The sequence below is a fragment of the Polaribacter sp. KT 15 genome (assembly GCF_900143115.1).
GTDB lineage: Bacteria > Bacteroidota > Bacteroidia > Flavobacteriales > Flavobacteriaceae > Polaribacter > Polaribacter marinaquae.
On the sequence record NZ_LT670850.1, the window covers coordinates 2,721,369 to 2,741,935 of the forward strand.

The 20,567-nt window shown below is 28.2% G+C and carries 24 protein-coding genes; 10 read left to right on the forward strand and 14 right to left on the reverse strand.

The genetic code is table 11. From position 1 onward, the window contains the following. The first annotated feature begins 1 nt into the window (after position 1). The 4 genes from B5464_RS12060 (at position 2) to B5464_RS14520 (ending at position 1,925) form a co-directional block, all read left to right on the forward strand. A complete protein-coding gene (locus tag B5464_RS12060; protein ID WP_079738565.1) occupies positions 2 to 694 on the forward strand; it encodes an HAD family hydrolase in 693 nt (230 codons plus the stop codon). Then, a complete protein-coding gene (locus B5464_RS12065) occupies positions 691 to 1,317 on the forward strand; it encodes a chloramphenicol acetyltransferase (protein ID WP_079738566.1) in 627 nt (208 codons plus the stop codon). The genes B5464_RS12060 and B5464_RS12065 overlap by 4 nt, the downstream gene beginning before the upstream one ends. A gap of 26 nt (positions 1,318 to 1,343) precedes the next feature. Further along, complete coding sequence (locus B5464_RS12070; RefSeq protein WP_079738567.1) at positions 1,344 to 1,604, forward strand: hypothetical protein; 261 nt, start codon at positions 1,344 to 1,346, stop codon at positions 1,602 to 1,604. A gap of 123 nt (positions 1,605 to 1,727) precedes the next feature. Further along, entirely contained in the window at positions 1,728 to 1,925 is a 198-nt protein-coding gene (locus tag B5464_RS14520; RefSeq protein ID WP_077808976.1) for a hypothetical protein, read from the forward strand. A gap of 46 nt (positions 1,926 to 1,971) precedes the next feature. Here B5464_RS14520 and B5464_RS12080 read toward each other — a convergent pair whose 3' ends face one another. The 4 genes from B5464_RS12080 to B5464_RS12095 are packed head-to-tail and all read right to left on the reverse strand — an operon-like array spanning position 1,972 to position 5,055. Continuing rightward, a complete protein-coding gene (locus B5464_RS12080) occupies positions 1,972 to 2,427 on the reverse strand; it encodes a hypothetical protein (RefSeq protein ID WP_077808977.1) in 456 nt (151 codons plus the stop codon). A gap of 2 nt (positions 2,428 to 2,429) precedes the next feature. Beyond that, entirely contained in the window at positions 2,430 to 2,972 is a 543-nt protein-coding gene (locus tag B5464_RS12085; RefSeq protein ID WP_079738568.1) for a hypothetical protein, read from the reverse strand. A 34-nt stretch (positions 2,973 to 3,006) separates the two neighbouring features. After that, positions 3,007 to 3,555, reverse strand: coding sequence for an RNA polymerase sigma factor (locus B5464_RS12090; protein ID WP_079738569.1), 549 nt, complete (start codon positions 3,553 to 3,555; stop codon positions 3,007 to 3,009). Between the two features lie 51 nt (positions 3,556 to 3,606). After that, complete coding sequence (locus B5464_RS12095; RefSeq protein WP_077808980.1) at positions 3,607 to 5,055, reverse strand: nicotinate-nucleotide adenylyltransferase; 1,449 nt, start codon at positions 5,053 to 5,055, stop codon at positions 3,607 to 3,609. Between the two features lie 77 nt (positions 5,056 to 5,132). On the opposite strand from B5464_RS12095, the gene B5464_RS12100 reads away from it, so the two are divergent. The 5 genes from B5464_RS12100 (at position 5,133) to B5464_RS12120 (ending at position 9,201) form a co-directional block, all read left to right on the forward strand. Next, complete coding sequence (locus B5464_RS12100; RefSeq protein WP_079738570.1) at positions 5,133 to 5,915, forward strand: MBL fold metallo-hydrolase; 783 nt, start codon at positions 5,133 to 5,135, stop codon at positions 5,913 to 5,915. Positions 5,916 to 6,021: 106 nt separating this feature from the next. Further along, complete coding sequence (locus B5464_RS12105; protein WP_077808982.1) at positions 6,022 to 6,375, forward strand: hypothetical protein; 354 nt, start codon at positions 6,022 to 6,024, stop codon at positions 6,373 to 6,375. Then, a complete protein-coding gene (locus tag B5464_RS12110; protein WP_079738571.1) occupies positions 6,376 to 7,182 on the forward strand; it encodes a hypothetical protein in 807 nt (268 codons plus the stop codon). It begins immediately after the preceding gene. A 5-nt stretch (positions 7,183 to 7,187) separates the two neighbouring features. Then, entirely contained in the window at positions 7,188 to 7,673 is a 486-nt protein-coding gene (locus B5464_RS12115) for a Rab family GTPase (RefSeq protein WP_079738572.1), read from the forward strand. 7 nt (positions 7,674 to 7,680) lie between these two features. Next, a complete protein-coding gene (locus B5464_RS12120; protein ID WP_079738573.1) occupies positions 7,681 to 9,201 on the forward strand; it encodes an ATP-binding protein in 1,521 nt (506 codons plus the stop codon). Positions 9,202 to 9,203: 2 nt separating this feature from the next. On the opposite strand, the gene B5464_RS12125 is transcribed toward B5464_RS12120, so the two are convergent. Next, positions 9,204 to 10,442: a DEAD/DEAH box helicase gene (locus B5464_RS12125; protein ID WP_079738574.1), complete on the reverse strand. Its 1,239-nt coding sequence runs from the start codon at positions 10,440 to 10,442 to the stop codon at positions 9,204 to 9,206. A gap of 112 nt (positions 10,443 to 10,554) precedes the next feature. Between B5464_RS12125 and B5464_RS12130 the strand changes: the two genes are divergently transcribed. Continuing rightward, the gene (locus B5464_RS12130) at positions 10,555 to 11,214 is read left to right on the forward strand and encodes a class I SAM-dependent methyltransferase (protein ID WP_079738575.1); all 660 of its coding nucleotides are present in this window, start codon (positions 10,555 to 10,557) and stop codon (positions 11,212 to 11,214) included. Here the strand turns inward: B5464_RS12130 and B5464_RS12135 are convergent. The 9 genes from B5464_RS12135 to B5464_RS12175 all read right to left on the reverse strand — a co-directional run bounded on the left by B5464_RS12135 (position 11,211) and on the right by B5464_RS12175 (position 20,478). Beyond that, the gene (locus tag B5464_RS12135; protein ID WP_079738576.1) at positions 11,211 to 11,594 is read right to left on the reverse strand and encodes a VOC family protein; all 384 of its coding nucleotides are present in this window, start codon (positions 11,592 to 11,594) and stop codon (positions 11,211 to 11,213) included. The genes B5464_RS12130 and B5464_RS12135 overlap by 4 nt on opposite strands. Positions 11,595 to 11,618: 24 nt before the next feature. Beyond that, on the reverse strand, positions 11,619 to 12,260 hold the full coding sequence (locus tag B5464_RS12140; RefSeq protein ID WP_079738577.1) for an alpha/beta hydrolase: 642 nt from the start codon (positions 12,258 to 12,260) through the stop codon (positions 11,619 to 11,621). 12 nt (positions 12,261 to 12,272) lie between these two features. Continuing rightward, a complete protein-coding gene (locus tag B5464_RS12145; protein WP_079738578.1) occupies positions 12,273 to 12,599 on the reverse strand; it encodes a hypothetical protein in 327 nt (108 codons plus the stop codon). Then, on the reverse strand, positions 12,599 to 13,858 hold the full coding sequence (locus B5464_RS12150) for a dihydroorotase family protein (RefSeq protein ID WP_079738579.1): 1,260 nt from the start codon (positions 13,856 to 13,858) through the stop codon (positions 12,599 to 12,601). The genes B5464_RS12145 and B5464_RS12150 overlap by 1 nt, the downstream gene beginning before the upstream one ends. Then, complete coding sequence (locus tag B5464_RS12155; RefSeq protein ID WP_079738580.1) at positions 13,855 to 15,792, reverse strand: BatA domain-containing protein; 1,938 nt, start codon at positions 15,790 to 15,792, stop codon at positions 13,855 to 13,857. Before B5464_RS12155 ends, B5464_RS12150 begins: the two co-directional genes overlap by 4 nt. A gap of 78 nt (positions 15,793 to 15,870) precedes the next feature. After that, positions 15,871 to 16,635 (reverse strand): TIGR02757 family protein, encoded by a 765-nt coding sequence (locus B5464_RS12160; protein ID WP_079738581.1) that lies wholly within the window; start codon positions 16,633 to 16,635, stop codon positions 15,871 to 15,873. Position 16,636: 1 nt separating this feature from the next. Beyond that, positions 16,637 to 17,182: a CPBP family intramembrane glutamic endopeptidase gene (locus B5464_RS12165; RefSeq protein ID WP_079738582.1), complete on the reverse strand. Its 546-nt coding sequence runs from the start codon at positions 17,180 to 17,182 to the stop codon at positions 16,637 to 16,639. Positions 17,183 to 17,230: 48 nt separating this feature from the next. Further along, complete coding sequence (locus tag B5464_RS12170) at positions 17,231 to 17,890, reverse strand: ABC transporter ATP-binding protein (protein ID WP_079738583.1); 660 nt, start codon at positions 17,888 to 17,890, stop codon at positions 17,231 to 17,233. A gap of 98 nt (positions 17,891 to 17,988) precedes the next feature. Then, on the reverse strand, positions 17,989 to 20,478 hold the full coding sequence (locus tag B5464_RS12175) for a DUF5916 domain-containing protein (protein ID WP_079738584.1): 2,490 nt from the start codon (positions 20,476 to 20,478) through the stop codon (positions 17,989 to 17,991). Positions 20,479 to 20,567: the final 89 nt, after the last annotated feature.

Below are 20,567 nucleotides of genomic sequence, written 5' to 3' on the forward strand. Positions count from 1 at the left end.
TATGTTTAAAAATATAAAAGTAATCGCATTTGATGCTGATGATACTCTGTGGGTAAACGAAACTTATTTTAGAGAAGCAGAAGAAACTTTTGCTGAATTAATATCTAAATACGAAACTAAAAATAAAATAGATCAAGAGCTTTTTAAAACAGAGATTAAAAATCTTGAAATTTATGGTTACGGCATAAAAGGCTTTGTTTTATCGATGGTAGAATGTGCATTAGAATTATCTAATTACAAGTTGCCACAAAAAACAATCGAAAAAATACTAGATATTGGTAAAGAAATGTTGGCACAACCTATAGAATTATTAGACGGAGTAGAAGAGGTGTTAAGTAATTTACAAGGCAAGTATAAGTTGATAGTTGCTACAAAAGGTGATTTATTAGATCAAGAAAAAAAATTAGAAAAATCGAATCTGCTAAAATATTTTCATCATATTGAAGTAATGAGCGATAAGAAAGAAAAAGATTATTTAAAATTGATGAAACATCTAGAAGTAGAACCATCAGAATTGTTAATGATTGGTAATTCTTTAAAGTCTGATGTTTTGCCTTTAGTTGCTATAGGTGCATCTGCAATTCATATTCCTTTTCATACAACTTGGGCGCATGAAGAAGTTACATCCGAAGAAAAAAACGATGCAAGCTATAAAACAATTTCTAAAATTACAGACATACAAAATTTTTTATGAAGTATTTAGATATAGATTCTTGGAACAGAAAACAGCATTTTCAACATTTTATAAGTTTAGAAGATCCTTTTTTTTCGGTTACAGTAAATGTTGATGTTACAAATACCTTAAAATTGTCTAAAGAAAAAAAAGCTTCTTTTTTTGCAATGTATTTGCACGCATGTTTAGTTGCGTTAAATTCTATTGAAAATTTTAAATATAGAATTCAAGAAGATAAAATTGCTATTCATGATGTAATTAATGCATCTGCAACAATAGCTAGAGAAGATCATACATTTGGTTTTTCTTATATTTATTTTGATGAAATTTTTAAAAATTTTAACGATAACTTTCTTAAGGAAAAGGAAAGAATTTTAAATTCAGAAGAATTGTTTCCTCCGGTAAATTCTGATGATTGTATCTATTGTTCTGCATTGCCGTGGTTTTCTTTTACAAGTCAAAAAGAACCTGTATCTGGCGTTAAGAATGATAGTATACCTAAACTAGCATTTGGTAAAACATTTACAGAAAATAATCAAATAAAAATGCCTGTTGCTATTTCTGTAAATCATGCTCTGGTAGATGGTTATCATATTGGTTTATTTTTTGAAGAATTTCAGAGTCAATTAGATAAAAACAATTAACTTTGCATCTTTAAAATAAATAAATTATGGCAAGCATAAAAAACTTAAAAAAAGATATTAACTATACTTTAGGAGATATTATTGGATACGCTTCTGAAAAAGTTGATCTTAAAGGAGAGAATAAAGAAGTAGAGGCAGTTATAGATGAAACTATAAACACTTTTGACGATTTAATTGGAAAAATTAACGCAAAAGGTGTAGAAAACAAAAAAGCACATTACAAGCAAGTAAGTGCAGAGTTAGAAACAAGAGCCAACGATTTAATCGCTAAAATTAATAAGATTTAATCTTAATTTTTTTAGATATTTTTTAACAACCATCAACATTTCTGTTGATGGTTTTTTTATTAAATTTGGTTAGTTATACTAAAAATGAATTATTAACGTTAAAACTTTAAATATTATTAAATTATGGCTAGAGCAATGTTTGAATATACGAAAACGGTTTTAAAAAAAGTTAGCTTTAATTCAGATCTTTTTTGCAAAGAATTACAAAAAAGTTTAGATAGACTATTGCCGTACGAAATTAACGAACTTGTAATTTGGTTAAGAGGTTTTACAGCAAATAAACCAGAACTTTTAATATGTATGAATTTACTTAAGAAATAAAAAAAAGAGGCTTTAAAGCCTCTTTTTAATTTATATAAAGTTTTTATTATTCTTTTTTACTTCTTCCTTTACCATATTTTCTCATTAACTTTCTAGCGAATTCTCTTTCAGAAATATGGAGTTTCATTATTTTTCTATAAGATAAAAACTTAGAAACTTTAGTGTTAAAATCTTCTTTTTCTGAAGCCATTTCGTTTTCTAACTCTAGTCTTAATAAAACTAGTTTTTTTGCATCAGATTCTTCTAATTTGCTTAAATCGCCTGCTTCTTTAATTTTTTTCTTGTATTCTATACGTCCTTTATTTCTAAGAAAATCGATCTTTTCTTCGTGTTTGTTGTATAAAGGCCAAAATTTTTCTGCCTCGCTAGAAGTAAGCTGTAATTCTTCTGTTAAATAAGCTGTTTTTAAAGCTTTAATTTTTTTTCTACTTTCTTTAGTATGTTGTGCTATACTGCTAAAAGAAGTAAGTATTATTGTTAAAAGTAAGATGTATTTTTTCATTATTAATAGTTTTCGTTTAATAAAGATGTGTTTTCAGAATCTATAATGTAATCTTCTATATCTGTATTGTTTAGACTTGCAAAAGCAAAGTCATTTTCGTTATTTACTTCATTATTAATTAAGGCTGCAAAATCTTCATCAGAAATATCACTAGCATTTTCAATTACCCAGTTTTCTATATCTGCTTCAGCTAAAGTGTCAAAATTTATTTCATCAGTTTTAAAATTATTATAAAAATTGATGCTTAAAAATAAAACAACAGAAGCGGCGGCTGCAATTGGTATAAACCTAATTATTTTATCTTTTAAAGAGATTACTTTACCTTTTTTAGAAACAATTACTTTGTTTATTATTGAATCTTCTACTTTGTCAAAATAATTATCTGGTATAGAAAAACCATTTTCTTTCGGAAATTTTTCTTCTTTAAGAAAGGCAGAGAATTTATCTTCTGCATTCTCAAAATAATTTTTGGGAGCAGATAAACCAGTATTTTTTTTAATTACCGATTTTAAAAAGTCTTCGCTATGTTTAATTTTGTTTTCCATAATTACTCTTTAGACACAATTATTTACAAAAGGTTTAATCTGTTTGATTTTTTATATAGCTTTCTATTTTTTTAACTGCATGAAAATAAGAAGATTTAAGAGCTCCTACAGAAGTTTCTAAAATTTCTGACATTTCGTTATACTTAATTTCATCAAAATATTTCATGTTAAATACAAGTTGCTGCTTTTGTGGTAGCGTAGCAATTGCTCTTTGAAGTATAATCTGAATTTCATCACCAGAAAAATACACATCACTTTCTAAACTAGATGCTAATTGTTCGTGCATTTCAGAAATATCTACATTTCTGTCTTTTGCACGTTTATTAATAAATGTAATAGATTCGTTTGTGGCAATTCTGTACATCCAAGAAAACAACTTGCTTTCTTGGTTAAACTTATCGATGTTTTTGTAAACCTTTATAAATGTGTTTTGTAAAACGTCGTCTGCATCATCATGAGAAACTACAATTTTACGTATATGCCAATACAAGCGCTCTTTGTAGAGTCTTATTAACTCTCTAAAAGCAGCTTCTCTAGTGGCAACATTTTTAAGTTGTTCTATTAAAACAATTTCGTCTTTCAATTGGGTTGTTTTTTAGTAAGACAAAATTTTATACAAAAGGTTTAATCTAGATTATTTATCTATTCTAGATCTAGAGTAACCAAACAATCTTTTTTGCTTAATTATTTCTGGAATACCTTCTGGTAACATTTCTTCCCAACCTTTTTTACCGTCTAAAATCATTTTTAAAACTGTACGAGAAAAAATATCTAAAATTTCTTTATCAAAGTCATCAATATCTACAACTTTACCATTGTGCTTAAAGAATTTAAATAATTCTTTCATTCTAGGGTGCACTTTTAAGTTCTCGCTGGTAATGTATTCTCCTGATGCTTGATCGTGATAAGGATACATGTAAACTTTTAAATCTCTATAGAAAAGTTTACCAAATGCTTCTAAAATTCCACCACTTAAATTTCTGTAGTACTTTTCATCAAAAATTTGAATTAAGTTTTGAACACCCATAGTTAACCCCATTCTTTCTTTGGTAAATTCACTAAAGTATTCTACCAATTTAAAGTATTGCTGAAAACTAGTAATCATTACATTTTGTCCGAGTGAACAAAGTAGTTCTGCTCTGTCTAAAAAGTCTCTTTCGTTAATTTTACCTTCAGCACTTAAATTACTTAATGTAATTTCGAAAATAACTTGTGTTTTACTTTCTTCAACTTTATTTTCTTCGAAGAAAAGTTTTTTCGACTTCTCAAACATATCCATATTTACCTTAGTAACTGGTCTAAAGCTACCTCTTAAGGCCAAAATATTCTTTTTGTATAATACTTGTGCTGGTAATAAGTTGTTTCCGTCTGGGCCAAACATTACCGCATTTGTCATTCCGTTTTTAAGTAATTGTAAACTCATTAAACGGTTATCAACATACATAAAACGTGGTCCAGAGAAATTAATCATATCAATTTCTAATTGATCGTTACTTAAATTATGGTAAAAAGATTTTACCAATTCTTTCGGATTATCATTTAAGTAAAAAGCACCGTAAATTAAGTTTACACCTAAAATACCTAAAGTTTCTTGCTGTAAACGAGCGTCTGTTTCTTTAAAACGTAGGTGTAAAATAATTTCGTTGTATCCCTCTAAAGGATCTAACTGAAAACGGATTCCGACCCAACCATGACCTTTAAATTTCTTTGCAAAATCTATAGTTGTTACTGTATTTGCATAACTAAAAAATAATTTATCAGGATGTTTAGATCTACTTAATCGATCTTCCATTAAATCGATTTCATGACGTAACATTTTCTTTAAACGAGGTTGAGTAACATAACGTTTATCTTCTTCGATACCATAAATAGCATCAGAAAAATCTTTATCATATGCACTCATTGCCTTTGCAATTGTACCAGAAGCAGCACCAGATCTAAAAAAATTACGCGCTGTTTCTTGTCCGGCTCCAATTTCGGCAAAAGTACCGTAAATATCAGAGTTTAAGTTAATTCTAAGCGCTTTGCTTTTAGTTGTTGGTACACTACTTATTTCTTGATCTCCTTTTAAAGAAATTGCCATAAATTCGTTTTTAATTATCGCAACAAATGTACTAAATAAGTGTGTAATCAGTAAATTTTTATCTTATTTTTGTTTCAATGAAAACTGATAAAAAACTGTTAAATATTACTTTTTTAGGTACAGGTACATCACAAGGTATACCAATGATAGCAAGTAACGATCCTGTTTGTTTGTCTAAAGATTTTAAAGATAAGCGCTTACGATCTTCTGTGTTAATTTCTTCGGATGAAGCGTCTTATGTTATCGATTGTGGTCCAGATTTTAGACAACAAATGCTTAGAGAGAATGTGCAATTGGTAGAAGGCGTTTTATTTACCCACGAACATGCAGATCATACAGCAGGTTTAGATGATTTAAGACCTTATTGTTATAAAATAGGAGAGATGCCCATTTATTTAAATGAGAGAACGTTAGAAAGTTTAGAACAACGTTTTCAATATATATTTTCTAAAGAAAACAGATATCCTGGTGCACCAAGTGTGCAACCAACTATTGTTGATAATCAAAGTTTTAAATTAGGTAATTTAAACGTAACACCAATACAAGTTTTGCATGGTAATTTGCCTATTTTAGGATACAAAATAGAAAATATTGCTTATTTAACAGATGTAAAAACTATTGAAACATCAGAAATTGATAAACTAAAAAACTTAGATGTTTTAATAGTAAATGCTTTACGATTAGAGGCGCATCCTACACATTTTAACTTAGAAGAAGCCTTAGATTTTGTGGCAAAAATTAAGCCTAAAAAAACTTATTTTACGCATATTAGTCACAAATTAGGTTTTCATGAAGAAGTTTCTAAAAACTTACCGCCAAATGTTTATTTGGCTTATGATGGTTTAAAAATAACAAGTTAGATTTTAAATAATTATATTTTAACGTATATTTGTTATTATATGTAATAAAAGCAAAAAAATTGCTTTATTTAATAAGCCAAATAAATCAACGCAATTAATAATATAGATGGAAAACAAGTCAGAGAATAGCAAAGCAACTAAAGCTAATCAAGTAGAAGATAGTAGAATTGCAGCAGTAAGAGACTTAATTTTTGGTGAAAATATTCAGCAATACAATTCTGAGTTTGAAGATGTTTTTAACAGAATTAAAGCATTACGAGACGAAACTCAAAAAAACTTAGGAGAATCTGTAGCAAATTTAGAAAATAAATTAGCAGACTTAGAAAGTCTTATGGATCATAAATTTCAAGATTTAAACGAAGATTTAGATAAGAAATTGGCAGATTTAGATGATGAAAAAGCAGATAGAAAAAAATTAGGAAAAGCTTTAGAAAAAATTGCATTGATGTTGCAAGAATAGATGAAAAAGGAAACTGTAGATAACAAAAAAGACAATCGTTTTGAGTTGCTCAGAGAACTTTTATTAGAAGAAGATAGAGATAAGTTTTCTGATCTAAGTAATAGAATTTTAGAGAAAGAAAGATTATCTGAAAAGGTTACGCCTTTAGTAGATGAGAAAATTGAAGATCTTCGTAAAAATTTTCCAGCTTATTTTGGAAGCACAATTACAGAAACAATAAAAGTACAAATTAGAGACTCGCAAGATGAGGTTGTAGAAGCTCTATACCCAATAATGGGTAAACTTATTAAGAAAGCAATTGTTAGTGAAATAACAAAGTTGTCTGACAGTATCAATAAAACCATCACAGAAAAATTTTCGATTACAGAAATCTTAAAAAGGTTTTTTAAAGGAAAAAAGAGTGATGCAGAGGATGTACTACAAGAAGTTTTTGAGCCAATAATAGAAGAAGTTTTTATCATAGAAAAAGACTCTGGTTTATTATCGGGAAATTTTACAAGAGGTAATATTGCAGATAAAGATATGGTTTCTGGTATGTTAACAGCTATTAAATCATTTGCAGAAGAAGCGTTTTCTAAAGAAGATCAAAATTTAGAAGATATACGATTCGATAACTTTCAGCTTACCATAAAAAACTTCAAAACGATATACATAGCAATTGCAACTTCAGGAGTAATTAACAATGAATTTAGAGAAAACTTGTCTGATAACGTAAATAATTTAGCAGAAATTATCTTAAGAGATCGCGATTATTTATCAGATGAAGTTAAACTGAATGTCTTAATAGAAAGACATTTAATAGATTAATAATAATGATAGCTAAAAAAGTTTTATTAGTTGGTAATTTTGGCGTTGGTAAAACATCTTTAATTAGAAGATTTGTTTTAAATCAATTCTCAGAAGACTATATAAGTACTATTGGTGTTAGGGTTAGCTCTAAAATTGTATCCTACGAAAATCAAGAAATTAAACTTTTAATTTGGGACGTTGCAGGAACAAGTGAAGATGAAAAAATACCCAAAGCTTATTTTTTAGGAGCAAAAGCAGCCATGTATGTTTTTGATTTAAGCAGAGAAGAAACGTATTTAAAATTAGATGAATACGTTGGTAACGTAAAAGAATTATCTGGTTTAAAAGAAATAACCCTTGTGGGTAACAAAAAAGATTTACTTACAGAAGATGAGTTGTTAGCTGTTAAAAATAAAGTTTCTTTAGATATAGATCTAATTACAAGTGCTAAGGAAAATGAAAACGTAGAGAATGCATTTTTAAAGTTAGCAGCAAATTCATTAAAATAAAATTCACTTGATACCAGCAAAAATAGAAGATGTTTTTATACAAATCACCACCAATATTTCTGGTGTGATTTTAAATATCGATGCTGGTAAATTTGCTATCTCAGAATTTCGTTTAAATGAAAGTATTTTTGATGTCTGTCCTTTTTTAGAAGGAACATTAGACGCTTTAGAAGAAAATACTTCGTTTCTGTTAGAGGGAATGGTTGTAAACGTAGATGATCAAGAATTTAATGTTGATTTAGAGTTGTTTAATACAAGCAAGGTTGTAACAGTTTTAATTCACAACAGAACAAATGTTTATAAATACGTCGATCAATTAAATCAAAATCGAAACGATATTTTCTTTGTGAAAAGAGAACTGGCAGAAAAAAATATTGAGTTAGATCGATTAAGAAAAATTGCAGATAAAGCAAACGAAGAAAAGTCTCGATTTTTAGCAATGATGAGTCATGAAATCAGAAATCCTTTAAATGTTATTTTAGGATATTCTGAAATGATTTCTAATGAAAGTTTAAATGATAATGTTATAGAATATGCCAATCTTTTATCTTTATCTGGTAAAAATCTTAAAGTAATTGTAAACGATATTTTAGATTTATCTAGAATAGAAGCCGGAAAATTAGATTTGGTAAATTCCGAACTAAATGTTCATGAAATTGCTAAAAATGCTATTGATAATTATAGATTCCAGAATAAAAATAACAATATTACTTTAGTTTTAGAGGTTGATGAAAATATACCTAAAGTTTTAATTGGTGACGATGTTCGAGTGAATCAAATCTTATCTAATTTATTATCAAACGCTTTAAAATTTACTGAAAAAGGAGTTATATCTTTAAAGTTAAATATAGATTCAGAAGAAGAAAATCAGGTTCTTTTAAACTTTTTAATTGAAGATTCTGGTAGAGGAATGACGGCAGAACAAGCCTCTAAAATTTTTAATGAATATCAGCAAAATAATAAAGATGATAATCGAGTGTACGGTGGCGCTGGTCTTGGTTTGTCTATTGTTAAGAAGTTACTTTTGGCAATGAACGGAGAAATCTCTGTGAAAAGTAAACTGAATTCTGGAACTTTATTTAAAGTAAAAATTCCTTTTTCAAAACCGCAACAAAATCAGCAATCTCAAAATCCAGAGAAATTTACCGGCATAAATTTAGTAGGCAAAAGAATATTAGTAGCAGATGATGATGTGTTAAATCAATCAATTGTTTCTCATATTTTAAAATCTGAAAACGTAGTTTTAACTCTAGTAAAAGATGGTTTTGAAGCTTTACAATTGTTAAAAAATAACATTTTTGATATCGTTCTTTTAGATATTCATATGCCAAATATTACAGGCGAACAGTTAGTTCAAATGTCTAATGAATTTGCAAGTGATAACTCTAAAATTCCTTTTTTAGCATTAACAGCAAACACTACAGAAGAAGATGTTTTGCGATATAAAAGTATTGGTTTTAAAGATGTAATTGGCAAGCCTTACACTGCAAAACAGCTTAAAGAGCAAGTTTATAAAGCTTTAATTTAAATTTAATACCAGCGTTTTTTCTTCTTTTTAGAAGCTTCAGATTTTCTACCTTTTTTATTTTTACTGATGGTATTAGGTTGTTTTTTTGTGTGCTTTGGTTTGTTGATTACATACGGATGATCCGTAACCACTTTAATAGGTCTTTCGATTAGGTTTTCTATTAATTTTATATACCCATTTTCATCAGGCGAACAAAATGAAAATGCTATTCCAGATTTACCCGCTCTACCGGTTCTACCTATTCGATGTACATAAGTTTCTGGTACATTTGGCATATCAAAATTAATAATACAGTCAACATTTGTAATATCAATACCTCTAGAAGCAACATCTGTGGCAATTAAAATGTGTGCCTTTTTATTTTTAAAATCTTCAATAGCTTTGTTTCTAGTTGCCTGCGTTTTATCTCCATGAATACTAGCAACTTTATATTCGTTTTTTAAAAGTGAATTTTCTAGTTTATCAACTCCAAATTTTGTACGCCTAAAAATAATAATTCTTCCATTAATTGTGTTTCTCAACAAGTTTAAACAGAGATCTGTTTTGTTTTTCTTTGGAAGATAATATAATAATTGTCCAATGTTTTTTGCAGTAGTTTCTTCTGAATGTATTTCTACTTTAACTGCATTTTTTAAGGTAGCATTAGCTAATTCAACTATTTTTTCTGGCATAGTTGCAGAAAATAATAGTGTTTGTTTTTTTCTAGGACAAAGGCTTTCGATTTTTTTAATATCGTTTATAAACCCCATATCTAACATTAAATCTGCTTCGTCTAAAACAAAAATTTCTACATTACTTAAATCTATATTTCCTTGCATTTGCAAGTCTATTAATCTACCAGGAGTTCCAATTAATATATCTACACCAGAAGCTAGTTTTTCTTTTTGAGGCTCTAAAGAAACGCCACCATATACAGCCGTTACAGTGCTATTTGTGTATTTACCAAAACTTTCAAAATTTTCTAAAATTTGAATCGCTAACTCTCTTGTCGGAGTTAGAATAACAGATTTTATTTTCTTTTTTTCAGTTTCTAAATTCTCTGTGTCTTTTGTTATAAGTTCTAAAATCGGTAGAGCAAAAGCAGCTGTTTTACCTGTACCTGTATTTGCAGAAACGATTACATTTTTTTTATCTAAAATTAACGGAATTGCTTTTTCTTGAACCAAGGTTGCAGTGTGAAACCTTTCTTCTGAAACAGCTTTTAAAATTGAATTATTTAATGAAAACTTAGAAAATTGCATGTAATATTTTTGTGCAAAGGTAGTTTAAAAGAAAATATATTTTTATGATTTTACTTTAATACTATATTTAAATATTTTAAATATGCATTTCTAATTCTTGTATTAATTTAGAATGAACAGAAAAAATAAAAAACCTTGGCCTACAAAAGCAGCTATGACTCAAGTTTATGATAAATATCTTTGGGGAAAAGGAGATAGCTTGTTTTATTCTGGTGAAGGTTCTCATTTAGAATATATTGTAAAACCATACGTTCAAAATGTTCGTTTTTTTCTTAAATCATTTAAATCGCCTATTTCTGTGTGCGATTTAGGTTGTGGAGATTTTAATATTGGTAAACATTTTGTAGAATTTACTTCAAACTATATTGCTGTAGATATAGTAGAAGATTTAATCAATTATAATAAAGAAAACTTTAGTTTAAAAAACTTAAGTTTTCTTACTTTGGATATTGCTAAAGATGATTTACCTAATGCAGATTGTGCAATTATTAGGCAAGTATTACAGCATTTGTCTAATAAAGAAGTAGAGGATATTGTTCAAAAATTAAATAGTTATAAATATATAATTTTAACTGAGCATTTACCCTTAGGTGATTTTGAACCCAATAAAGATATTATTTCTGGTCAAGGAATTCGATTGAAAAAAAAGAGCGGAATTAATTTATTAGCACCACCTTTTAATTTGAAGGTGCAATCAGAAAAAGAATTAGTATCTGTTACTCTTAAAGATAATAAAGGAATTTTAGTTACAACGTTATATCAACTTTTTTAAACATCATTATTTATTTCAATCCAATAACCATCAGGATCTTGAAAATAAATTTGTTTAATGCCATCTTTTCTTAAATAATCTTTTGTAGGTGTATCTTTCCAATCAGAATATTCAATATTTAAATCGTTTAAATGTGAAATAAATGCATCAAATTGTGCCGTAGACAAAGCAAAATGAACTGCTTTATTAGTTTTTACTTCTAAATTTGGTCTAGGAATTAAATGTAATTGCCTGCCTTCATTTAAAGAAAGCCATCTTGTTTTAGAGTTTGAAGCAGTGTTTTCAATTTCTTTTAAACCTAATGCTTTTTGATAAAAATCTATAGATGTTGTAACATCTTTTATAGAAATAGCAATGTGATTAAAGGTGAAATTATGCATAAAAGTTTTGTTTTAAAAATAAGATTATAAGCGTTCTTCAATCCACTTTTTAAAACTAAAAAAGTTTTGAGGCGCAACGCCATGACCAACATTGTATTCTGAATAATCATTTTTAAAACCTAAATTATCTAAAAAAGGTTTCGATTTTCTAGCCCATTCTACGGGTAAAACTTGGTCAACAGAACCGTGCGAGCAATAATAATCCGTTTTAATTTCAGATGAAATACTTTCTGGTAATAATTCAGTATTTATATACCCACTTAAAGCAACAACATGTTGAACTTTATTAGGGAAAAAGAAACTTAAAGAGTAGCTTAATATAGCACCTTGGCTAAAACCTAATAAAAATGTTTTATCTGTATTAGTATTGTATTTTAGTTTAATCTCATCGATAAAAACGGCAATCTTATCAATAGATTCTTTGGCTTCTTTTAAATCAGAAAATTTACCATTTTTATCATCAAAATTAATAGAATACCAAGCGTAACCACCAAATCCCATAGACAAAGGTGCTTGTGCGCTTACAATTAATAAATTATCTGGTAACTCATTGGCAAAAGAAAATAAATCTTGCTCGTTACTGCCATAACCATGCAGTAAAATTAAAAGAGAAGGTTTTTCTATGTTAGTTTTTGGTTCTCTAACAACGTAATGTAAATTACTCATTTGGTAAATTTTTTAAATATTTTGAAACCATTCTTGAAACTTCTCGCCTATAAAAGGAACAAGTTTTTCTTCTCCTTTAATAGCGCCAATTAAAGAAATTATCCAAAAAACAAAAAGGATAAAGCCAAGTATTGCGCCAGCAGTAGCCCCAATAAATTCATAAACAACCCATCCATTAAAAGCTTGAATTAAGTTTAAACCTAAACTTTGTCTAATGTAAAAACTTGTAAAAAAGTTTTTATTGTTATTATTTACAAAGAAAGCAATTAACAATCCTATAATCCATAAATGGCTAATAATTGCCATTGTTTTTCCTTCTTTTACAGTATGATTTTTCATTATTTGTTTAAAATTAGTTGGTTGTTAGAAAAGATTCCGTAAACTTTTCCTGTTAGATTTTTATTTAAAAAAGCACTGTTTTTTGATGTTGATAAAATTGCGTCTTTAGTAAATACGTTTTTCTCTTCCGGATTAAAAAATGAGATATCGGCTGTTTCTCCTACGGCAATAGAAGTTGGTTTAATTCCGAAAATTTCTCTTGGTTTTGAAGTGATGTTTTCAATAAAATCTGTTATGTTTAAAACAGAATTTAAAGCGCCAAATAAACTCTCTAAACCAATTGTGCCATCTTTAGCTTCGCTAAATTCTACTTTTTTATGTTCAATATCAATTGGGTTGTGATCTGAGGTAATAATATCAATAACTCCAGATTTTACACCTTTTTGCAAAGCTTTACAATCTTGATTAGTTCTTAACGGTGGATTTGTTTTAAAATTACTATCAAAACCATGTAATTCGTCATCAGAAAGTGTTAAGTGATGTGCAGAAACACTACATGTAACCTCTAAACCTTTCTTTTTAGCTTCTTTTATCAATTGTAAAGATTTCTCTGTTGAAATTGTAGGGATATGAAGTTTACCGCCAGTATATTCTAATAAAAATAAATCTCTAGCAATTTGTAACTCTTCTGCTAATGCTGGTATTCCTTTCAATCCTAACTTAGTACTGTTTATGCCTTCATTTGCAATACCTTCTCCTGCGATAGCTAAATTTTTAGGAAAACTTAATACCAAGCCATCAAAATTTTGAGCATATAATAATGATACTTTCATTAAGTTATCATTAGCAATTGGTTTTTTATAATCACCAAAGGCAATAGCACCAGATTGTTGCATATCGAATAATTCAGCCATTTCAATTCCTTTACTCTTTGCAGTTAAAGCCGCAATAGGATATAAATTGGTCGCAGAACCGTTTGCTTTATTTATTAAAAACTCTACGGAAGATTTGGTATCTATAACCGGATTTGAGTTGGCGTTTACCGCAACTGCTGTAAAGCCGCTTTTCGCAGCAACCTTTAAGCCGTTTTCTATGGTTTCTCTTTCTTCGAATCCCGGTTCTCCAAAAGAAACACTTGTATCGAACCATCCGCAAGAAATATGCAAATTATCTTTATTTACTAGGGTGTAATCGTCATTAGAGTCAATAGTGTCTTCTATTTTTTTGATAACTCCGTTTTCGATTAAAATATCTTTTTTTTGGTTATGAAAAGAACTCGAAGCGTCTATAATTGTTGCCGATTTTATAAGCGTAATCATGGTTTATAGAATTTTAGAATAAAAATTTCTAATAACAAAGATACAATTGCCAAGGCTAAAAACCATTTCCAAAGCCACTGAACTTCGTTATTTTTATTAATTTCTGTAAAAACATCTTTTATAGAATTATAAGTACTGATGTTTTTTAATGCTTTTAAATCATTAAGATTTAAAAATTGTAAAGAACTTTCTTCTTTAGGATTGTTAAAAGCAAGTTCTTTAAGTATAGAATCTTGTTTTTTTATTTGATAAAAACCAGCTTCTTGTGGTTGTTCTGTTGTATTGATGACAACTTTGTTTTGATAAGCTCGTTGTAAAGGAATAAAAGAGGCTTTTTTGCTTGTAATTGATAGAATCTCATCTTTACTTGCTTTTACTTTTACTTCAATTTTGTTTTCTTCATTTAAATTGTAAGCTAATTTTGGATACGAAAAACTAGCTTTTGCAATGTTGTAAAATACAGGAACAACTAACGGTGAATTTATAAAGTTACTGCTGTTTTTATCGAGCGAACTTGATACAAAATAGATGTTTTTATTTATAAATTTAGAAATAAATGGTGTGTTATTTTCGAATGAAATTATCGAAGAAATATTTCCAGTAATAGGGTAGTGGTTGTTTACTGAAGGATATTGAAAATTTGAAATATTTTTTGAAAAAACATTTTCAAATATTGGATGCTTAAAATTAATTGAAGTTATTTTAAGGGTGTCTTTTTTGATGTTTTTAATCGAGCCAATTTTTAAATTTTTAAGAAATAAATTATAAGAAGAAATGTTTGTTTTTTGGTTCGGAATAATTACTAAATTTCCTCCGTTTTTTAGAAAATCTTCTAAACTGTTTTTTAAGATTTCTGGTATTTCTTTTAACTCGTTTAAGATAATTAATTGCTGATTTTTTAACGCGTTATAATTTACATTTTGTAATGATTTTTCAAAGAAATTAAATTCATTTTCAGTGTAAATTTTTTGTAAAAAATTAGCGCTGTTTCCTATCGAAAGAATATTGGTTTTTTCGTTATTGTTTAGTGTGAAATAATAAGTGTTGTCAAAACCAAAAGTATCGCTATAAGTAAGGGTTGTTTTTCCGGAAAAATCTAAAGATTTTTTTACTGTAAAAGTAATCGTTTTCTTTGAGTTTTCTTTAATAGGGAAGGTTTGCTTACTAACTAAAATGTCTTTGTTGAAAAGTGCAATTGGTACATTGTTTTGTTTGGTGCCAATGTTATTGATAACAACATTTACTGTAAAGTTGTTGTTGTTTTTATTGCTGATAAAAACACTGTCTATAGATATATTATTTTTTTTGCTAGATTGTAGCTGAATTAGCGATAATTCTTGTGTTACATTTGTAAACTCGTTTTTATAAGTATTCTGAAAATCAGAAATTAATATATTTTTATTTAAAGTGTTTGTTTTATTTTTATTATTTAGGTTTAATTTTAATAAAACACTCTCTAAATCTAAATTTTTTGTAGTTTTCTCTACTTTTAAAAGTGCATTTTTTAATTCGTTACTGCTAATGTTTTCGTGAAAATTAGAATTTGTTAATAAACTGTAAGAGCTTTTTAAGCTAGAGTTTTTAATAATTTCTTGTGCTGCAACTTTTAATAAATCTCCTTTCTCTCCTTTAGTATTTGTACTTAAAGAATTGTCTAAGTAAATAAAATTATGCTGTTTTTTATCAATATTTTTGTTGCTGAAATAAGGCTGTGAAAAAGCAAAAACTATCGCGGTAAATAAAAGCATTCTTGTAGCTAATATCAGCCATTTTTTTATGCGAGAACTCTTACGTGTTTGTTGCTGAATTTTTTGAAGAAAAGCAACGTTGGAAAATGGTATTTTAACGAATTTTTGTAACTGAAAAAGATGTACAATTATTGGTATAATTAGTAGTGCTAAAAAATATAAAATTTCTGGATTTTTAAATTGCATCTATACAGTAAATATTCATTTTTAAAAATATAAATTTATTACAAAAATTATGATAAAAAAACTCTTGTTAATTACTAATTAAAACTTTTCGAAAACGCCTAAACCAAACAACGCAAAATCATATTTTACAGGATCTAATTTATCTAACTTTCTTAAATTTTTATCTAATTCTGCAACCGCTTTCCAATCGTTTTGTTTTCTTAAAAGTAGCTTTAATTTTCTTGCAACATTGCCAGAATGTACATCTAAAGGGCAAGATAAATTAGCAGGATTATGGGTTGGCCAAAGTCCGAAATCTACACCTGTTTTATCGTTTCTAACCATCCATCTTAAAAACATATTAATACGTTTTGCTGCAGAATTTTTTAAGGGATCAGAAATATGTTTTAAGGTTCTATTTTGATGTTCGATTTCAAAAAAAACTTTTTTAAATTGATGAATAGAATTTTGATATGTATTCGAATTGTCATCAATATTTAAAATGTTTTCTAAACCACCGTGATTAATATAAATGTTTTGTAAAGATTTTACAAATTGTGTTAAATCGATATGATTAAATGTTCTGTGAACAAAATTTTCTAACACTTTTAAATCTTTACTTGTATGATTTAAAATAAAGTCGTGTGGCGCATTATCTAACATTTCCATCATTTTATTCGCATTTCGAATAATCATGGTTCTATTTCCCCAAGAAATAATTGCGGTTAAAAAACCTGCAATTTCAATATCTTCTTTTTTGCTAAATAAGTGAGGTATTTGTATTGGGTCTGTCTCAATAAAATTAGGATTGTTGTATAGAACAACCTTTTCGTCTAAAAATTCTTTTAATACTTTTTTATTCATGTTATTCGAATCCAAATCCTATAATCATTAGAATACTGTTATAGCAACCGTGTAATAACATAGACCAAATTAAGCCAAATTTAACTCGGATAAATCCAAAATATGCCCCCAATATAATTTGTGGTAAAACTAGTAAAGGAGCCGCAATTAATACATTGGTTGTAATATCAAAATTACTTAAATGTACCAAACCGAATAAAACGGCAAAAACATAAAAACCAATTTTAAAAGAAGTTGGTTTTTTAAAAGATGTTATGGGTGCTCTAAATATTAATTCTTCTATTACAGGTGCTATAATTCCGCCAGTTAATAAAATTTGAAATAAGCTTAAGTTTTTAAACATTTCATCAATCTTATGATTGTCCATGTTTACAAATCCTATTTCATCTAAAATTACAAAAATTGGCGATATTACTAAACCTGTAGCAATACTAATAACTAATAAATGTAAAAATATCTTAAATCGATATTTTGTATCGGTATTTAAATCTTTCTCTAAAACAGGGTTTTTAATGTAGTCGATTAAATTTAAAAAAGTTTCTTTCATATTATGGTTTACTACATTAGTGTTTCGATAAAGTTAAATGTTACAAAATTAAATGATTTTACCGTCTTTCATTGTTAATTTTCTGTCTGCCATTTCTGCTAAATCTTCGTTATGCGTTATCAAAACAAACGTTTGGCCGTATTCGTCTCTTAATTTAAAGAATAATTCGTGCAAATTTTTTGCAGATTCACTGTCGAGATTTCCACTTGGTTCATCAGCCAAAATTACTGATGGATTGTTAATTAAAGCTCTTGCTACGGCTACTCTTTGTTGTTCTCCGCCAGAAAGTTCGCTAGGTTTATGGTTTATTCTATGGTCTAAGCCTAAAAAAGATAATATTTCTAGAGCTTTAGTTTCGGTTTCTTTTTTAGATTTATTTGCTATAAATGCAGGAATACATACGTTTTCTAAGGCTGTAAATTCTGGTAAAAGTTGGTGAAATTGAAAAATAAAACCAATATGATTGTTTCTAAATGAAGATAGATCTTTATCAGATAATTTTTTTAAGGAAATATTATTTATTGATAATTCGAAATCTTGCTCTTTTAAAGGTTTGTCTAAAGTACCTAAAATTTGTAGTAAAGTGGTTTTACCAGCTCCAGAAGGACCAACAATTGCAACAATTTCTCCTTTTTTTACATGTAAATCGACTCCTTTTAAAACTTCAACATCATCATAATACTTATGAATATTTTTTCCAATTATCATATTTCTTCAAATTTAAAACGAATGTATAAAAAAGAAATCAGAAACACTTATGGGCGTTTCTGATTTCAAATTCAAATCTTAAATAATATTGTAACTAATTAGCTAAAAATATTTTTTATACGATTGTAGTCGATAAAATATACAAACCTTACAGATAAAGTGTGTTGTTGTGGTTGATCGAATAAATTATCTAAGTTTTTGAAGAATTTTAAGCCAGAATTATTATTCGAATCAAAGATAGAATTTCTGTAAAATACTATTAGTTGACTTCCTGGTGCAAATTGCCAGAAGTAGTTTAAATCTAAATTCCAACTGTTAAAATTTAAATCGTTTGTAGTATAATTGTTGTTTTCAGCCAAACTTCCATCGCTATTTAAATTGTAAAAACTATTGTATGCAACATCACTCCAATAATGTCTAAAACTTAAAGATAAAGAAGAATTTGTGCTAAAACTATATTTACCAGAAATAGTATTTGTATAGCTTTTTCGATCTCTTTGCCCAAATACAATGTTGTTATTTACTTCGTCTACATAACCTTGGTCGTTTTTAGTTTTATTATAATTTAATCGATATTGTAGCGAAAATTGATTTGTAAAACGGTAACGCGGACTAATACTTACGCCGTAAGATTGCTGCGGATGATTTGTGAAATTTGTAAAATACCCGTTAGCATTAAGTTCTAATTTTTTCTGAGAATTTGTAGAAATCCAACCATTTACATTCATTCTTTCTGGTCTTTGAAAGAAAATACCGCTTGTTGTACCTTGTCTTGGCTCAAAATAATCTCGATTTTTAGAACCGTAGTTTAAATTACCACCAAACGTAAAACGTTTTTTAGTTTGTGCACTTGCGTTAAAGCCAGCTTCGTAACCGGTGTAAGCGCCAGAAAAATGCTGAAAATTAACCTGATTATAAAAGTTAAAACTATAATTGTTAAATTTTTTGGTTGGTTGTAAAGTTCTCCAACCTGCGCTACCATAAATAGCTTGCTGGTCATTAGAAAACAAAATACCTAAATCATTTGGATTAAAATCTTTGTTTTCAAAATTATAACCAATTTCCCAGTTCCAATGCCCGGAATTGTATCCAAAGCTATTATCAAAAGTATAACCGGTATTAGGGTTGTTTATATCATCAGAAATATTACTCATTTTAAAAGATCCATCTGCATTGTATTTGCTGTCTTTGGTTTCTATGTGCCAATCTAAAGCGGTAACGTTTGCATCTCTAAACCGACCATCTCTAGTAACATTTGTGTTAATTAAAGTAACCGTAGAGTTTTGGTTAAATTGTTGGTCTAGAACCATGATGTTGTAATTCGAAAACGGATTTGTAGTTTCTTTTCTGGTGGTTACAGTATTTGTTGTGGTTCCGCCAGACATTTGCTCTGTGGTTGTTTTTATTGTTGCTTCTGTAGTTTCTGTAATCGCATTAAAAAAACCAATACCAAGTCCACTTTTAGTTCGTCCAGAAATTTTAATTGCATTTAACATGGTAACTTTACCAGGATAATCTATTATTTCTTCGTTAATTCGTCTTCCATTTGCATCAAAATTTTCTTCTTTTATTAAGTTTGATGCTACATTAAATTGATCTATTGGTCTACCACCAACTCTTCTAGAGTAAAATAAATTTCCTTTATTAAAAAGTTCTGTTCCTTCTGTAAAAAATTGTCTTTGTTCTGTAAATTGTTGTTCGAATGGACCTAAATTTAATTCAACATTATCGAAACCAACCTGACTAAAATCTGGAATTAAGGTTGCATCTAAAGTAAAATTGTCTGTTAAACCATATTTTAGGTCCATACCAACACTGTAATCATACTCTGTTTCTCCATCAAAACTAATTGAAGTTGCAGAAGCGTATGGATACAAATTTAATCTAGTTGGGGGAGTAATATTTTTAAAACCTTCTATTAAACCATCATATTGAGTCCATCTTCCAACAGAATTATCAATATGTGTCCAAGTATGTTGTTCGTTTAATTTTTCTAATCTTCTATGAAAATTAAAACCCCAAGATTGTACAGGCCTATTTGCAAATCTTATGGCTCTATATGGTAGTTTAATTTCTACATTCCAGCCTTTGTCTGTTATTTTTGTAGCGCTTTCCCAAACAGCACTCCAGTTAAAATCTTCATTACCGTTAGAAACTTTTGCATCTCCTTGATTACCGGTAACTTGAACTATAAATTCAAATGGATTTTGGCCGTCGTCATTAGGGTTTATAGTAACTAAGAAAAAATCTGCTTGACTAAAATTATCTCTAACAGCAAACTCTTGCGGAATATTTTCTGGATCTGGATCTAATAATTTTGCAGAAATATAAACCGCATCATCATCATAAGCTACTTTTACAAATGTTTGGTATTCAGAAGAAACTAATTTACCATTGTCTGGTCTAAAAATTACAAAATCTGATAATATTTCGGCATTTTGCCAAGCTTCATCATTCAATAACCCGTCTATTTTTGGAGCTTTTGTAACTCTTTGTGTAGTAACTGTCTTTCTGTTTTTGTTGTTTTGAGCTTGTGAAATTAAGACAGAAAACAGTACTAATTTAACTAATAAAATTCTTTTAAACATTTGATTTTGGTTGATTTACGTTTAAATACAAAGCGAAAGTATCTAACCTTTAGAGACTCGGTTCATAAAATTGTGTTAATTATAGTAAA

What these genes read in the sequence shown, in the direction of transcription:
- B5464_RS12060 (WP_079738565.1), top strand. Translation starts at nt 2, where the DNA reads ATGTTTAAAAATATAAAAGTAATCGCATTTGATGCTGATGATACTCTG.
- B5464_RS12065 (WP_079738566.1), top strand. Translation starts at nt 691, where the DNA reads ATGAAGTATTTAGATATAGATTCTTGGAACAGAAAACAGCATTTTCAA.
- B5464_RS12070 (WP_079738567.1), top strand. Translation starts at nt 1,344, where the DNA reads ATGGCAAGCATAAAAAACTTAAAAAAAGATATTAACTATACTTTAGGA.
- B5464_RS14520 (WP_077808976.1), top strand. Translation starts at nt 1,728, where the DNA reads ATGGCTAGAGCAATGTTTGAATATACGAAAACGGTTTTAAAAAAAGTT.
- B5464_RS12080 (WP_077808977.1), bottom strand. Translation starts at nt 2,427, where the DNA reads ATGAAAAAATACATCTTACTTTTAACAATAATACTTACTTCTTTTAGC.
- B5464_RS12085 (WP_079738568.1), bottom strand. Translation starts at nt 2,972, where the DNA reads ATGGAAAACAAAATTAAACATAGCGAAGACTTTTTAAAATCGGTAATT.
- B5464_RS12095 (WP_077808980.1), bottom strand. Translation starts at nt 5,055, where the DNA reads ATGGCAATTTCTTTAAAAGGAGATCAAGAAATAAGTAGTGTACCAACA.
- B5464_RS12100 (WP_079738570.1), top strand. Translation starts at nt 5,133, where the DNA reads ATGAAAACTGATAAAAAACTGTTAAATATTACTTTTTTAGGTACAGGT.
- B5464_RS12105 (WP_077808982.1), top strand. Translation starts at nt 6,022, where the DNA reads ATGGAAAACAAGTCAGAGAATAGCAAAGCAACTAAAGCTAATCAAGTA.
- B5464_RS12110 (WP_079738571.1), top strand. Translation starts at nt 6,376, where the DNA reads ATGAAAAAGGAAACTGTAGATAACAAAAAAGACAATCGTTTTGAGTTG.
- B5464_RS12115 (WP_079738572.1), top strand. Translation starts at nt 7,188, where the DNA reads ATGATAGCTAAAAAAGTTTTATTAGTTGGTAATTTTGGCGTTGGTAAA.
- B5464_RS12125 (WP_079738574.1), bottom strand. Translation starts at nt 10,442, where the DNA reads ATGCAATTTTCTAAGTTTTCATTAAATAATTCAATTTTAAAAGCTGTT.
- B5464_RS12130 (WP_079738575.1), top strand. Translation starts at nt 10,555, where the DNA reads ATGAACAGAAAAAATAAAAAACCTTGGCCTACAAAAGCAGCTATGACT.
- B5464_RS12135 (WP_079738576.1), bottom strand. Translation starts at nt 11,594, where the DNA reads ATGCATAATTTCACCTTTAATCACATTGCTATTTCTATAAAAGATGTT.
- B5464_RS12140 (WP_079738577.1), bottom strand. Translation starts at nt 12,260, where the DNA reads ATGAGTAATTTACATTACGTTGTTAGAGAACCAAAAACTAACATAGAA.
- B5464_RS12145 (WP_079738578.1), bottom strand. Translation starts at nt 12,599, where the DNA reads ATGAAAAATCATACTGTAAAAGAAGGAAAAACAATGGCAATTATTAGC.
- B5464_RS12150 (WP_079738579.1), bottom strand. Translation starts at nt 13,858, where the DNA reads ATGATTACGCTTATAAAATCGGCAACAATTATAGACGCTTCGAGTTCT.
- B5464_RS12155 (WP_079738580.1), bottom strand. Translation starts at nt 15,792, where the DNA reads ATGCAATTTAAAAATCCAGAAATTTTATATTTTTTAGCACTACTAATT.
- B5464_RS12160 (WP_079738581.1), bottom strand. Translation starts at nt 16,635, where the DNA reads ATGAATAAAAAAGTATTAAAAGAATTTTTAGACGAAAAGGTTGTTCTA.
- B5464_RS12165 (WP_079738582.1), bottom strand. Translation starts at nt 17,182, where the DNA reads ATGAAAGAAACTTTTTTAAATTTAATCGACTACATTAAAAACCCTGTT.
- B5464_RS12170 (WP_079738583.1), bottom strand. Translation starts at nt 17,890, where the DNA reads ATGATAATTGGAAAAAATATTCATAAGTATTATGATGATGTTGAAGTT.
- B5464_RS12175 (WP_079738584.1), bottom strand. Translation starts at nt 20,478, where the DNA reads ATGTTTAAAAGAATTTTATTAGTTAAATTAGTACTGTTTTCTGTCTTA.